This window comes from Variovorax ureilyticus (genome assembly GCF_037889935.1).
Classification (GTDB): domain Bacteria; phylum Pseudomonadota; class Gammaproteobacteria; order Burkholderiales; family Burkholderiaceae_C; genus Variovorax; species Variovorax ureilyticus.
Window position 1 is genome coordinate 97,225 of record NZ_JBBKZU010000019.1, and the last position, 14,175, is coordinate 111,399.

The 14,175-nt window shown below is 64.6% G+C and carries 14 protein-coding genes; 5 read left to right on the forward strand and 9 right to left on the reverse strand.

The genetic code is table 11. From position 1 onward, the window contains the following. Positions 1 to 22: 22 nt before the first annotated feature. The 9 genes from WKW77_RS30275 to WKW77_RS30315 all read right to left on the reverse strand — a co-directional run bounded on the left by WKW77_RS30275 (position 23) and on the right by WKW77_RS30315 (position 7,450). Entirely contained in the window at positions 23 to 967 is a 945-nt protein-coding gene (locus WKW77_RS30275; protein WP_340360596.1) for a LysR family transcriptional regulator, read from the reverse strand. 119 nt (positions 968 to 1,086) lie between these two features. Next, positions 1,087 to 1,227 (reverse strand): entericidin A/B family lipoprotein, encoded by a 141-nt coding sequence (locus WKW77_RS30280; protein ID WP_093160723.1) that lies wholly within the window; start codon positions 1,225 to 1,227, stop codon positions 1,087 to 1,089. A gap of 144 nt (positions 1,228 to 1,371) precedes the next feature. Continuing rightward, the gene (gltA, locus tag WKW77_RS30285) at positions 1,372 to 2,682 is read right to left on the reverse strand and encodes a citrate synthase (RefSeq protein ID WP_340360597.1); all 1,311 of its coding nucleotides are present in this window, start codon (positions 2,680 to 2,682) and stop codon (positions 1,372 to 1,374) included. Between the two features lie 23 nt (positions 2,683 to 2,705). Continuing rightward, positions 2,706 to 3,008, reverse strand: coding sequence for an FAD assembly factor SdhE (locus tag WKW77_RS30290; RefSeq protein ID WP_340360598.1), 303 nt, complete (start codon positions 3,006 to 3,008; stop codon positions 2,706 to 2,708). A 19-nt stretch (positions 3,009 to 3,027) separates the two neighbouring features. Further along, entirely contained in the window at positions 3,028 to 3,729 is a 702-nt protein-coding gene (locus tag WKW77_RS30295) for a succinate dehydrogenase iron-sulfur subunit (RefSeq protein ID WP_340360599.1), read from the reverse strand. A 21-nt stretch (positions 3,730 to 3,750) separates the two neighbouring features. Continuing rightward, positions 3,751 to 5,559 carry a succinate dehydrogenase flavoprotein subunit gene (gene sdhA, locus WKW77_RS30300; RefSeq protein WP_340360600.1) on the reverse strand — a complete coding sequence of 603 codons (1,809 nt, stop codon included), beginning with the start codon at positions 5,557 to 5,559 and terminating at the stop codon, positions 3,751 to 3,753. Positions 5,560 to 5,646: 87 nt separating this feature from the next. Further along, positions 5,647 to 6,012, reverse strand: a complete 366-nt coding sequence (gene sdhD, locus WKW77_RS30305; protein ID WP_340360601.1) for a succinate dehydrogenase, hydrophobic membrane anchor protein — start codon at positions 6,010 to 6,012, stop codon at positions 5,647 to 5,649. A 13-nt stretch (positions 6,013 to 6,025) separates the two neighbouring features. After that, complete coding sequence (gene sdhC / locus WKW77_RS30310) at positions 6,026 to 6,472, reverse strand: succinate dehydrogenase, cytochrome b556 subunit (RefSeq protein ID WP_340360602.1); 447 nt, start codon at positions 6,470 to 6,472, stop codon at positions 6,026 to 6,028. Positions 6,473 to 6,688: 216 nt separating this feature from the next. Next, a complete protein-coding gene (locus WKW77_RS30315) occupies positions 6,689 to 7,450 on the reverse strand; it encodes a GntR family transcriptional regulator (RefSeq protein WP_340360603.1) in 762 nt (253 codons plus the stop codon). A 193-nt stretch (positions 7,451 to 7,643) separates the two neighbouring features. Between WKW77_RS30315 and WKW77_RS30320 the strand changes: the two genes are divergently transcribed. The 5 genes from WKW77_RS30320 to WKW77_RS30340 all read left to right on the forward strand — a co-directional run bounded on the left by WKW77_RS30320 (position 7,644) and on the right by WKW77_RS30340 (position 13,692). Next, entirely contained in the window at positions 7,644 to 8,630 is a 987-nt protein-coding gene (locus WKW77_RS30320) for a malate dehydrogenase (RefSeq protein WP_340360604.1), read from the forward strand. A 16-nt stretch (positions 8,631 to 8,646) separates the two neighbouring features. Further along, on the forward strand, positions 8,647 to 9,423 hold the full coding sequence (gene tam / locus WKW77_RS30325; RefSeq protein WP_340360605.1) for a trans-aconitate 2-methyltransferase: 777 nt from the start codon (positions 8,647 to 8,649) through the stop codon (positions 9,421 to 9,423). Positions 9,424 to 9,433: 10 nt separating this feature from the next. Next, positions 9,434 to 10,444: an HpcH/HpaI aldolase/citrate lyase family protein gene (locus WKW77_RS30330; RefSeq protein WP_340360606.1), complete on the forward strand. Its 1,011-nt coding sequence runs from the start codon at positions 9,434 to 9,436 to the stop codon at positions 10,442 to 10,444. A gap of 26 nt (positions 10,445 to 10,470) precedes the next feature. After that, the gene (locus WKW77_RS30335) at positions 10,471 to 11,031 is read left to right on the forward strand and encodes a hypothetical protein (protein WP_340360607.1); all 561 of its coding nucleotides are present in this window, start codon (positions 10,471 to 10,473) and stop codon (positions 11,029 to 11,031) included. 69 nt (positions 11,032 to 11,100) lie between these two features. Then, positions 11,101 to 13,692 carry a bifunctional aconitate hydratase 2/2-methylisocitrate dehydratase gene (locus WKW77_RS30340; RefSeq protein WP_340360608.1) on the forward strand — a complete coding sequence of 864 codons (2,592 nt, stop codon included), beginning with the start codon at positions 11,101 to 11,103 and terminating at the stop codon, positions 13,690 to 13,692. The last annotated feature ends 483 nt before the right edge of the window (positions 13,693 to 14,175 follow it).

Here is a 14,175-nt window from a genome sequence, read left to right on the forward strand (position 1 = left end):
TTCGTGGGGAAATCTGTCGGCCTTACGCGGCGAGCGCTTCGGCTGGAGCGGAGGGGCTATGGAGGTGCTTCACGAGCAGCCGGGCCGCGACTGGAAGCGAGGAAAAATCGCGTGCAACGAGCCGGATCTCGCGGTCGGCCCATACGTCCTTCAGCGCGATGCTCTTGAGCCCGCGGCCGATTCCGCCTTGCATGAGTTCGAAGGCTCGAAGCGGCATGACGCCGATGCCCAAGCCGTTGTCGATCATCCGGCACATGGCGTCGAGGCCCGTCACGTGAATGCGCAGCTTGATCGAGCGGCCTTCCGCCAGTGCGGCCTGGTGCATCGCCACGTAGATCGAGCTGTTGGTGTGCAGGCCGACGTGATCGAAGTCGAGTGATTCCGAAAAGTCGATGGTGTGCCGCTTCGCGAGCGGATGCCGCGCGGGCACCACGAGCACGAGCGCGTCGTGGCGATAGGGCAGGCTCTGGAGTTCCGTCGTGCCCTCGGGCACATGGCAGACGCCGAGGTCGGCGGCGCCTTCATGGACCGCGCGGACGATCTCGCTGCTGAGGTGTTCTTCGAGGTCGATCTTGATCGCGTCGTGCTCGCGGGTGAAGGCCCCGAGGTCTTCGGGCAGGAATTGCACGATCGCCGAGATGTTGGCGTGAACACGGACATGACCGCGAACGCCGTCCGCATATTCGCTCAACTCGCCTTGCATCTTTTCGAGGCTGTAGAGCACGGAGCGCGCGTGGTGCAACAGGCTTTCGCCCGCCGGGGTCAGATCGACCCCTCTCGCATGCCGGTAGAGGAGCGGCGTGCCGAGCGTGGCTTCCAGATCGGACAGGCGCTTGCTGATCGCCGATGCCGCGATGAATTCGCGCTCCGCGGCGCGCCCGATGCTGCCGAGTTCGCAGACAGCCACGAACAACTGCAGCGACGTGAGGTCGATGCGGCGGGCAAAACTGCGTTCGGAGGCAATCATAGGGGCTTGGCATCTCGATCAGAGATGGAAGCCCCTATTTTCTCCCCGTTTTACCCCTTTAGCCATCGTGATCCACGATGGCTTTGCTGCTTTAGCGCGATGGGCGCCAACTTCAGCCGTTACTGCTTCTTCTGAGCGGCGTCTTCCATCTTCTGGCCGCCCTTCTGGATGTCCTGGCCAGCACCTTTCATCGTGTTGCAGCCGGCGAGCGGAATGGTGAAAGCGAAAGTCACGGCGAGCAATGCGGCAAGTTTCTTCATGACGGACTCCTTGGTCGGATGTTGAATAACGAGAGGAGTAACCCTCCGCATCACAAGTTACCGTGCCCGCCGCGAGTCGCCTGTAAGCCAAGACGCAAGAAAGCTGCCCGAGGGCAGCTTTCCCGGATGAGCGCAAAGCGGAAATCAGCGCTGCGCGATGGGCTTGACGTCGCGCTTGGACGAGCCTTCGAAGAGCTGGCGCGGGCGGCCGATCTTGTAGTCGGGGTCGCCGATCATCTCGTTCAGCTGGGCGATCCAGCCGACCGTGCGCGCCAGTGCGAAGATGGCCGTGAAGAGCGGCACCGGGATGCCGATCGCGCGCTGGACGATGCCGGAGTAGAAGTCGACGTTCGGATAGAGCTTGCGCGACACGAAGTATTCGTCTTCCAGCGCGATCTTCTCCAACGCCATGGCCAGCTTGAACAGCGGATCGTTCTCGAGGCCCAGCTCGCCCAGCACTTCCTTGCAGGTTTCCTGCATGAGCTTGGCGCGCGGGTCGTAGTTCTTGTACACGCGGTGGCCGAAGCCCATCAGCTTGACGTTCGAGTTCTTGTCCTTGACCTGCTTGATGAACTCGCCGATCTTCTCGACGCCGCCCGCCTTCTGGATGTCGTAGAGCATGTTGAGCGCCGCTTCGTTGGCGCCGCCGTGAGCGGGGCCCCAGAGGCAGGCAACGCCGGCCGCGATCGCAGCGAACGGGTTGGTGCCCGACGATCCGCACAGGCGAACGGTCGAGGTCGAAGCGTTCTGCTCGTGGTCAGCGTGAAGGATGAAGATGCGGTCGAGCGCGCGCTCGAGGACCGGGCTCACCTTGTACTCTTCGCACGGCGTCGCGAACATCATGTGCAGGAAGTTGCCTGCATAGCTGAGTTCGTTCTTCGGGTACATGTAGGGCTGGCCCACGGTGTACTTGTAGGCCATGGCGACCAGCGTCGGCATCTTGGCGATCAGGCGGATCGCGGCGATCTCGCGGTGCTTCGGATTGTTGATGTCCGTGCTGTCGTGATAGAAGGCCGACAGCGCGCCGACGAGGCCGGTCATGATGGCCATCGGGTGGGCATCGCGACGGAAGCCGCGCAGGAAGAACTGCATCTGCTCGTTGACCATCGTGTGGTTGGTCACCAGCTTCGTGAAGGTGCTCTTCTGGTCCGCGTTCGGCAGCTCTCCGTAGAGCAGCAGGTGGCAGGTCTCGAGGAAGTCGCAGTTCGTCGCGAGTTGCTCGATGGGGTAGCCGCGATACAGCAGTTCGCCCTTGTCGCCATCGATGTAGGTGATGGCCGATTCGCACGAGGCGGTCGACATGAAGCCCGGGTCGTAGGTGAACATGCCCGTCTGGGCGTAGAGCTTGCGGATGTCGATCACGTCCGGGCCCATGGTGCCCTTGTAGATCGGTAGGTCGACGTTTTGTCCGCCGTTGCTGAACGACAGGGTGGCCTTGGTCTCGGATGCTTTCATTTCGGGGTCTTTCAATGGAATGTTCAGGAAGAAAGGGATCGCGCACCGTCAGTGCGCATCAGCTGCAGCAGTTCGATCACCCCGGCCCCGGCCCATGCGGGCTCGGGCTCCTTTCGCGCAAGCAGAAGGTCGAGCAGATCGTTGTCCGACAGGTCCATCAATGTCTCCAGTGCCTGTGCCTGCCTCACGGTCAGGCTTTCTTCGTGCCGTTCGAAAAAACGGGCAATGAACAGGTCGTTTTCGAGCAGCCCCCGACGACAGCGCCATTTCAGCTTGCTCAGCGCGCGGGCACCGATCGGCTGGTCGAGGTCGTCCGGGGCTTGCATGGGGTCCAAAACCGCTTGCTCAGATGGCGCGACGCACCATCAGTTCCTTGATCTTGCCGATCGCCTTGGTGGGGTTCAGGCCCTTCGGGCACACATCCACGCAGTTCATGATCGTGTGGCAGCGGAACAGGCGATACGGGTCCTCGAGGTTGTCCAGGCGCTCGCCGGTGGCTTCGTCGCGGCTGTCGGCGATGAAGCGGTAGGCCTGCAACAGGCCGGCCGGGCCGACGAACTTGTCGGGGTTCCACCAGAAGCTCGGGCAGCTCGTCGAGCAACTCGCGCACAGGATGCACTCGTACAGGCCATTGAGCTCGTCGCGCTCTTCGGGCGACTGCAAGCGCTCCTTCTCGGGTGGCACCGTGTCGTTCTGGAGATACGGCTTGATCGAGTTGTATTGCTTGAAGAACTGCGTCATGTCCACGATCAGGTCGCGGATCACCGGCAGGCCGGGCAGCGGCTTCAGCACCACCGTGCCCTTGAGCGTGTTCATGTTGGTCAGGCAGGCCAGGCCGTTCTTGCCATTGATGTTCATCGCATCCGAGCCGCAGACGCCTTCGCGGCAGGAGCGGCGGAACGAGATCGTGGGATCCTGCGCCTTGAGCTTGATGAGGGCATCGAGCAGCATGCGCTCGTGGCCGTCGAGCTCGACCTCTACGGTCTGCATGTACGGCTTGGCGTCCTTGTCGGGGTCGTAGCGATAGATCTGGAAAGTGCGCTTCATCGTGAAAACCTTGTTGTGTGCTCAGAACGTGCGGACCTTGGGCGGCACGGTGTCGACCGTCAGCGGCTTCAGGCGGACAGGCTTGTACGAGAGGCGGTTGCCCTCGCTGTACCAGAGGGTGTGCTTCATCCAGTTGGCGTCGTCGCGGCCGAGCGGCGCGACCGGATCGTCCGCCGGACGCTCGTAGTCCTCGACCGTGTGGGCGCCGCGGCATTCCTTGCGCGCCGCTGCCGAGACCATCGTGGCCTGCGCGACTTCGATCAGGTTGTCGACTTCGAGCGCTTCGATGCGCGCGGTGTTGAAGACGCGCGACTTGTCGGCCAGCGTGACCTTCGAGACGCGTTCGCGCACCGCAGCGATCTTGCGAACGCCGTCGTCCATCGAAGCCTGCTTGCGGAACACGGCAGCGTGCTGCTGCATGACCGAGCGGATCTCGTTGGCCACGTCCTGCGCGTATTCGCCACCGGTCGACTTCTCGAGCGCGTTGAGGCGCTCCAGCGTGCGGTCGGCCGCATCGGCCGGCAGCGGCTTGTGTTCCTTCTGCTTGTCGTTGAACGCGACGATGTGGTTGCCGGCCGCACGGCCGAAGACCAGCAGGTCGAGCAGCGAGTTGGTGCCGAGGCGGTTCGCGCCGTGCACGCTCACGCACGAGCATTCGCCGACCGCGTACAGGCCGTTCACGACGGCGTTGTGCTCGTCGCCCTGCTGCACCACGACCTGGCCGTTGATGTTGGTGGGGATGCCGCCCATCTGGTAGTGGATGGTCGGTACGACCGGGATCGGTTCCTTGGTGATGTCGACGTTCGCGAAGTTGACGCCGATCTCGTACACCGAGGGCAGGCGCTTGTGGATCGTCTCGGCACCGAGGTGGTCGAGCTTGAGCAGCACGTAGTCCTTGTTCGGACCGCAGCCGCGGCCTTCCTTGATTTCCTGGTCCATCGAACGCGAGACGAAGTCGCGCGGTGCGAGGTCCTTCAGCGTCGGTGCGTAGCGTTCCATGAAGCGCTCGCCGTTGCTGTTCAGGAGAATCGCGCCTTCGCCGCGGCAGCCCTCGGTCAGCAGCACGCCGGCACCGGCCACGCCGGTCGGGTGGAACTGCCAGAACTCCATGTCCTGCAGCGGGATGCCGGCGCGCGCAGCCATGCCGAGGCCGTCGCCGGTGTTGATGAAGGCGTTGGTCGAGGCCGCGAAGATGCGGCCCGCGCCACCGGTGGCCAGCAGCACGGTCTTGGCCTGCAGGATGTGCAGGTCGCCGGTTTCCATTTCGAGGGCGGTCACGCCGACCACGTCGCCATCGGCGTCGCGGATCAGGTCGAGCGCCATCCACTCGACGAAGAACTGGGTGCGTGCCTCGACGTTCTTCTGGTAGAGCGTGTGCAGCATCGCGTGGCCGGTGCGGTCCGCGGCGGCGCAGGCGCGTTGCACCGGCTTCTCGCCGTAGTTGGCGGTGTGGCCGCCGAAGGGGCGCTGGTAGATGGTGCCGTCCGGGTTGCGGTCGAAGGGCATGCCGAAGTGCTCGAGCTCGTACACGACCTTCGGCGCTTCACGGCACATGAACTCGATCGCGTCCTGGTCGCCGAGCCAGTCGGAGCCCTTGACGGTGTCATAGAAGTGGTAGTGCCAGTTGTCTTCGCTCATGTTGCCGAGCGATGCGCCCACGCCGCCCTGTGCGGCGACCGTGTGCGAACGGGTCGGGAACACCTTCGACAGCACGGCCACGTTGAGGCCTGCGCGCGCGAGCTGCAGTGATGCGCGCATGCCGGAGCCGCCGGCGCCGATGATGACGACGTCGAACTTGCGCTTGGTGATTTGTTCTTTTGTATAGGTCATGGGGTCAGGACTCCTGCCGGGCCGCCCCAAGGGAGGCCTCGCCCCCACGGGGGGCAGCGATTACGTGAAACGAAAAGCGTGGGGGCATCACAGCCTCCAGAGCACTTGAATGGCCCAACCCGCGCATGCCACAAGCCAGACGATCGTGAAAACCTGCAGTACGAGGCGGATGCCGACAGGCTGGACGTAGTCCATCCAGACATCGCGCATGCCGACCCACACGTGATAGAGCAGCGAAGCGATGACGACGAAGGTCAGCACCTTCATCCACTGCGCGGCGAAGATGCCGGCCCAGAGGTCGTAGCCGATGGGGCCGCGCGTGAAGATGACCTGCGCAAGAAGGATCAGGGTGAAGAGCGCCATGAGGGCGCCCGTGATGCGCTGGCTGAGCCAGTCGCGAAGACCATAGTGCGCGCCGACGACGGTACGCTTGGAGCCGTAGTTCACAGACATCGATTGCTCCTAATCAGTACAGGCCGAACAGCTTGGCGCCGAGGATCACGGTCAGCGCGATGCTGATGACGAGCGTGGCGACCGCCGAGCTCTTGCCGAATTCCTTGCTGACGGCCGCATGGCTCACGTCCATCCAGAGATGACGAAGGCCGGCGACGATGTGATGGAGGTAGGCCCAGATCAGAGCGAGGGCCACGAGCTTGATGAACCAGCCCGGAACGAAACCAAGGCCGCTGTTGAAGGCGGCCTTGAAACGCGCAAACGAGATTTCGGAGGAGACCGAGGTGTCGAACATCCAGATGATGAACGGCAGCAGCAGGAACATCAGCACACCGCTCACACGATGCAGGATCGACACGATGCCTGCAGCCGGCAAGCGGTAGGTCCTGAGGTCGGTGAATGCGTTGATGTTGCGGAACTCGCGCCGCGTGGGTCGGGGTGGTGTGGCCAGCTCTGTCATGTGGGCTTTCGGTATTTTTAGATGGGCGGCTTGATCTGTAGCAGAAATGCAAACAACTCAAAATTCTATTGCAACGCAGCAACCTGTTGCTCGCCCCCAGGCTTGCTCACTGCGTGTAGCCGCCCACCCCCGACCGGGGGCGCTGCCAGTGGCCCGGCAAAGCCGGTTCCACGGCAGCCCGCAAACGGGCGCGCTTTGCGCGGCCACGCATCTTCCTTAGCCGAGTTCATTGCGATAGTGGTGGGTGTCGGTGCGGTACAAGCCGCGTCGCAACTCCATGGGGGTGTCGTGATAGGTGTGCGCCACGCGCTCGACGCTGAGGAGCGGTGTCGCGGTCGTGACGCCGAGCAGGGCGGCCTGTGATTCGTCGGGCAGGACCGCGCGGATCTTTTCTTCGGCGCGCACCATGCGCACCCCGAATTCCGTTTCGAACATGGCATACATCGGACCGTGCCACTCTGCGAGGCGTTCGGCGGTCAGCCCCTTGAATGGTGCGCCAGGCAGCCAGAGGTCCTCGAGGATGGTCGGGGTGCCGCGGTAGGAGAGGACGCGCCGAACCTGCAGCACTGCATCGCCCGTGCGAAGCGCCAGCAGGCGCGCCACGTCGGCGGTCGCGCGCTGGCGCCGGCAGTCCACGATCTGGCGTTCGGCCGGGCCTTCGGTGTCGACGTCGCCGGTGTCGGGCACCAGTTTCAGGAAGCGGTACTGGACATGCTGCTCCGCGTGCGTCGCGACGAAGGTGCCTTTGCCCTGGCGCCGCACCACGAGGTTCTCGGCCGCGAGTTCGTCGATCGCCTTGCGCACCGTCCCCTGGCTCACACGGAAGCGCGCCGCGAGGTCGATCTCGCTCGGAATCGGCTCGCCCGGCTTCCATTCGCCGGCGTGCAGGCTCTGCAGGATCAGGGACTTGATCTGCTGGTAGAGCGGGCTGAACGACGGCGTCGGCAGCTCGGCGGCGGGCGTGGGGATGGTGCTCATGAGGTCGGTCGGCGCCTGTTTCGGACGCCTGCGGGTCGACATCTTATATAAGACATAAGACACGCGCCATCAAAACCCCAAAACGGCATAGAATCGCAGACGGCCTGAAGTCGGGGCGACGCTGCTCCGGCCGACCTTCGCGGCCGCACTCGGCGGCCTTGCACCGTTTTCATCTTTTCCTGGAGTTTTTCCCATGAGCAAAAAGCCCGTTCGCGTTGCCGTCACCGGCGCTGCTGGCCAAATCGGCTACGCCCTGCTGTTCCGAATCGCCTCCGGCGAAATGCTCGGCAAGGACCAGCCGGTCATCCTGCAACTGCTCGAGATCCCCGACGAGAAAGCCCAGAAGGCGCTCAAGGGCGTGATCATGGAACTCGAAGACTGCGCGTTCCCGCTGCTGGCCGGCGTGATCCCCACCGGTGACCCGCTGGTCGCCTTCAAGGACGCCGACTACGCGCTGCTCGTGGGTGCCCGTCCGCGCGGCCCCGGCATGGAGCGCGCCGACCTGCTGGCCGCCAACGCGCAGATCTTCACGGCCCAGGGCAAGGCGCTGGACCAGGTCGCCAGCCGCAACGTCAAGGTGCTGGTCGTCGGCAACCCCGCCAACACCAACGCCTACATCGCGATGAAGAGCGCCCCGAGCCTGCCGCGCAAGAACTTCACCGCCATGCTGCGCCTGGACCACAACCGCGCTGCCAGCCAGATCGCCGCCAAGACCGGCACCGCCGTGGGCGATATCGAGAAGCTGACCGTCTGGGGCAACCACTCGCCCACGATGTACGCCGACTACCGCTTTGCCACCGTCGGCGGCAAGAGCGTCAAGGACATGATCAACGACCAGGTCTGGAACGCCGACGTGTTCCTGCCGACCGTCGGCAAGCGCGGCGCAGCGATCATCGACGCGCGCGGCCTGTCGTCGGCTGCCTCGGCCGCCAACGCCGCCATCGACCACATGCGCGACTGGGCCCTGGGCTCGAACGGCAAGTGGGTCACCATGGGCATCCCGTCGGACGGCCAATACGGCATTCCGAAGGACGTGATCTTCGGCTTCCCGGTCACCACCGAAGACGGCGAATACAAGCTCGTCGAAGGCCTGGAAATCGACGCCTTCAGCCAGGAGCGCATCAACAAGACGTTGAAGGAACTCCAGGACGAGCAAGCCGGCGTCGCGCATCTGCTCTGATCCCGCATTGCCAGACATGCTCGAGTGGAACCCCGCGCTCTATCGTCGCTACGAGGATGAGCGCACCCGTCCCGCGCAGGATCTGCTGGCCCGAGTCCCGCTGACCGAGGCCTCTCGCGTTTTCGACCTCGGTTGCGGACCGGGCAATTCCACCGAGCTGCTGGTTCATCGGTTCCCCTGCGCGCAGGTCGTGGGGACCGACAACTCCGAAGCGATGCTGGTCAGCGCGCGCGAGCGCCTGCCTCAGGCTCGCTTTGAGTTCGGCGACATTTCTTCCTGGCGGCCCGAGACGCCGCCGGACCTCATCTACGCCAATGCCGCCCTTCAGTGGGTGCCTGACCACGAGACCTTGATCCCCAGGCTCTTCGCGGCCTTGGCGCCTGGTGGTGTGCTGGCGGTCCAGATGCCCGACAACCGGCAGGAACCCACCCATCGCATCATGCGCGAGGTGGCGGCCGAGGCGCCTTGGGCGAATGCCATCGGTGATGAGGACAAGATCCGTACCGAACTGTTGGGCATCGAGGGCTACTACGACCTTCTTTCGTCCGATGCGGCCAAGGTCGATGTCTGGCGTACTGCCTACCAGCACCCCATGGCTTCCGGTGCCGCGATCGTCGAATGGGTTCGCGGCACGGGGCTGAAGCCCTTCGTCGATCGACTGACGCCGCAACTGCAGGCCAGCTATCTGGCCGAGTACGAGCGCCGCATCGACGCCGCCTATCCGCCTCGCGCGGACGGCCGCCGCCTGCTGGCGTTCCCGCGCATGTTCATCGTTGCGCAGCGAAAGGCATGAGGCGTACGCGATGAGCACCGCATCCTCTTCCTCGGTCCATCCGCGCGCCGTACTGCTGGGCGCGCAAGCGGGCGCCGTCGTGCTGCCGGTTTGCGACCACTACAGCGGCGTGGAAGCGCGCATGCGCAAGAGCCTCGCGCTGCAGGCCGAGATGGCCGAAGAATTCGGCGCCTGCGTCTTCGACGTCACGCTCGACTGCGAAGACGGCGCGCCCGTCGGCGGCGAGGCCGAGCATGCGGCGCTGGTCACCGAACTGGCGTTGGCTGCCGCCCCCGACATGCGCGTCGGCGTGCGGGTTCATCCGGTCGACCATCCGTCGTTCGCGGGTGACGTGATCACCATCGCGGGGCGCGCGGGCCATCGCCTGAGCCACCTGATGGTTCCCAAGGTCGAGTCCGTCGAAGACGTGCGGGTGGCCGTCGAGGCACTCGAAGCGGCGGGGGCAGAAGCGCTGCCGCTGCATGTGCTGATCGAGTCGCCGCTCGCGGTTCATCATGCGTTCGAAATTGCCGCGCATCCGCGCGTGCAGTCCCTGAGCTTCGGACTGATGGATTTCGTCTCCGCGCACGGCGGCGCGATTCCAGCCGACGGCATGGGCGCCAAAGGGCAGTTCACGCATCCTCTGGTGGTGCGCGCGAAGCTGGAGATCGCTTCCGCCGCCCATGCGTATGGCAAGGTGCCTTCGCACTGCGTGGTGACCGAATTCAGCGACGTCGACGCGATGCGTGCCGCCGCGAAGAAGGCCGCGAACGAGTTCGGCTACACGCGGATGTGGAGCATTCATCCGAGCCAGATCCGCCCGATCCTCGAAGCCTTCGCGCCCGAAGAAGGCCAGATTCAAATCGCAACAAAAATAATCGCTGCCGCGGCTGCCGCCGCGTGGGCGCCGGTCAGTATCGATGGCACATTGCATGACCGCGCCAGTTACCGCCACTTCTGGCAGGTCCTGGAAAGGGCGCATGCCACGGGTCGCGCATTGCCCTCCGAGGCGCACGCCTGGTTCGCCTCTTCCTCATCCTGAAACTCAACCGCGAGAGAGAACGACACATGAAGACTATTGCGCTGATTGCCGCTGCTGCGCTGACCTTGCCGCTGGCAGCGATGGCCCAGAGCAGCACTACGAGCTCCCCGGCGAAGCCGGCTGCGAACACGCCGACCAAGAAGGTCGTGCAGAAGGTGGTGCCCAAGCGCGTCATCAAGAAGCTCGAAGAATCGAAGCCGATCACCGAAGAAGCCGACGCCACGCTGTCGGAGCAGGATCTGAAGGTGGCCCAGACCGTGCTCACCGGCACGATCAAGTGCGAACTCGGCGCCAGCGTGAACATCGAAGCCGACGCCAAGAAGCCGGGCTTCTTTACGCTGACGCACGCCGGCGTGCGGTATCGCCTCCACCCGGTCGAAAGCCGCACCGGCGCCGTCCGGCTCGAAGATCCCAGCCGTGGCGCGATGTGGCTGCAGCTCGGCAACAAGTCGATGCTCATGAGCCAGAAGCAGGGCCTGCGCCTGGCCGACGAATGCCAGGCGGCCAAGCAGGTCGAAGTCGCCGAGGACATGAAGAAGAACCCGCCCAAGAGCCTGTTCGAAGGCGCCGATACGCCCAAGCAGTAAGTCCCCAGAGGCGCGGCTCTTGCTAGATCGCGGGAGCCGCCGCCAATTTGTGTTTCCGGAGAAAAGAAGATGTTGCAAGCCTACGCTGACCACGTTGCCGAACGCGCCGCGCTCGGTATTCCGCCCCTGCCGCTGACCGCGAAGCAGACCGCCGAGCTGATCGAGCTCATGAAGGCCCCGGCCCCGGCCAACGCCGAACAGTTGGTCGACCTGCTGACGAATCGCGTGCCCGCGGGCGTGGACGACGCGGCCAAGGTGAAGGCGAGCTACCTGGCGGCCGTGGCCCACGGCACCGAGAAGAGCGCGCTGCTGTCGCGTGCCCGTGCGACCGAACTGCTCGGCACCATGCTCGGCGGCTACAACATCGGACCGCTGGTCGACCTGCTGGACGACGCCGAAGTCGGCGCTGCCGCTGCGGACGGCCTGAAGAAGACGCTCCTGATGTTCGACCAGTTCCACGACGTCAAGGAAAAGGCCGACAAGGGCAATGCCAACGCCAAGGCCGTGCTGCAAAGCTGGGCCGACGCGGAATGGTTCACCAGCCGCCCCGAAGTGCCGCAGAGCCTCACCATCACGGTGTTCAAGGTGCCCGGCGAAACCAACACCGACGACCTGTCGCCCGCACCCGATGCGACGACGCGTCCCGACATCCCGATGCACGCGCTCGCGATGCTCAAGAACAAGCGCGAAGGCGCGCCGTTCCAGCCCGAGGAAGACGGCAAGCGCGGCCCGGTCAAGTTCATCGAATCGCTGAAGGCCAAGGGCCATCAGATCGCCTATGTCGGCGACGTCGTCGGCACCGGCTCCAGCCGCAAGTCGGCCACCAATTCGGTGCTGTGGTTCACCGGCGACGACATCCCCTTCATCCCCAACAAGCGCTTCGGCGGCGTGTGCCTGGGCAACAAGATCGCGCCGATCTTCTACAACACGATGGAAGACGCCGGCGCGCTGCCGATCGAGCTCGACGTGAGCCAGATGGAAATGGGCGACGTGGTGGAGCTGCGTCCCTACGAAGGCAAGGCGCTCAAGGACGGCAAGGTCATCGCAGAATTCAAGGTCAAGAGCGACGTGCTCTTCGACGAAGTGCGCGCCGGCGGCCGCATTCCGCTGATCATCGGCCGCGGCCTCACCGCCAAGGCGCGCGAGGCGCTGGGCCTGCCGGTCTCGACGCTGTTCCGCCTGCCGGTCAGCCCGGTCGACACCAAGAAGGGCTTCTCGCTCGCGCAGAAGATGGTTGGCCGCGCCTGCGGCCTGCCGGAAGGCCAGGGCGTGCGTCCGGGCACCTACTGCGAGCCGAAGATGACCTCGGTAGGCAGCCAGGACACCACCGGCCCGATGACCCGCGACGAGCTCAAGGATCTCGCCTGCCTCGGCTTCAGCGCCGACCTCGTGATGCAATCGTTCTGCCACACGGCGGCCTATCCGAAGAAGGTTGACGTGAAGATGCACCACGAGCTGCCGGACTTCATCTCGACGCGCGGCGGCGTCTCGCTGCGTCCGGGCGACGGCGTGATCCACAGCTGGCTCAACCGCCTGCTGACGCCCGACACCGTGGGCACCGGCGGCGACAGCCACACGCGCTTCCCGATCGGCATCAGTTTCCCGGCGGGTTCGGGCCTCGTGGCCTTCGCGGCCGCGACCGGCGTGATGCCGCTGGACATGCCTGAATCGGTGCTCGTGCGCTTCAAGGGCAAGATGCAGCCGGGCGTGACCCTGCGCGACCTCGTCAACGCGATCCCGCTGTACGCGATCAAGCAGGGCCTGCTGACGGTCGAGAAGAAGGGCAAGAAGAACATCTTCTCGGGCCGCATCCTCGAAATCGAGGGCCTGCCGGAGCTGAAGGTCGAACAGGCTTTCGAACTGAGCGACGCTTCGGCCGAGCGCTCCGCCGCCGGCTGCACGGTTCACCTGAACAAGGAACCGATCATCGAATACATCAACAGCAACATCACGCTGATGAAGTGGATGATCGCCGAGGGCTATGCCGACGCGCGCACGCTGTCGCGCCGCATCGCCGCGCAGGAAGCCTGGCTCAAGAACCCGCAGCTCTTGAAGGGCGACGACGACGCCGACTACGCCGCCGTGATCGAGATCGACCTGGCCGACATCCATGAGCCGATCGTGGCCTGCCCGAACGATCCGGACGACGTGAAGACGCTGTCCGACGTCGCCGGCGCGCAGATCGACGAAGTGTTCATCGGTTCGTGCATGACCAACATCGGCCACTTCCGTGCGGCTTCCAAGCTGCTCGAAGGCAAGCGCGACATCCCGGTCAAGCTGTGGATCGCGCCGCCGACCAAGATGGACGCGCACCAGCTCACCGAAGAGGGCCACTACGGCGTGTTCGGCAACGCGGGCGCACGTACCGAAATGCCGGGCTGCTCGCTGTGCATGGGCAACCAGGCCCAGGTGCGCGAAGGCGCGACCGTGATGTCGACCAGCACGCGGAACTTCCCGAACCGCCTGGGCAAGAACACCAACGTGTATCTGGGCAGCGCCGAACTGGCCGCGATCTGCTCGCGCCTCGGCCGCATTCCGACGAAGGAAGAGTACATGGCGAGCGTCGGCGTGCTGGATGCTGCCAGCTCGCAGATCTACCAGTACCTGAACTTCGACCGCATCGAGGAGTACAAGGACGTGGCGGCCGGCGTCGCGGCCTGATCGCCTTCTCTCTGGCCCTTGAAGGAACCCCGCTTCGGCGGGGTTTTTTGTGTGCGCCCAGCATGGGCGCACTCCTGCGGGTGCAAGTCCCGTCGTGAGTTGATCACAGCGAACGAAGTGAAGCGCAACTGCGTGAGGGTGACCGAGCGTGGGAAGGAAGCGTGGAGCGTAAATCGCGAGCCGATGAACAAGAACTGCATAGAAGGCGCTGCCAAGCAGGGCGAGCGGGCACAAAACCGCGAAGCCCTCGTGATCAAGGCGAGGCGGCGTAGATGTGGCGGTTGTGCGATGAAGGAGTGCGTTCTTACCTGGGGAGACCTCGCCTTGTGCCTGAAAGGGCGACGGCGCTGAGCCGGAGCGAGGAGTCAGCAAAGGTCGTAGTAGCCGGAGTAGCGGGGCCGAAGAGGCCGGGAGTCAAACGGCGAAGGGCCTAACGAGAAGGAGTATTGCTCGACATGGCGATGCAAAACGTAATGCCTCAGA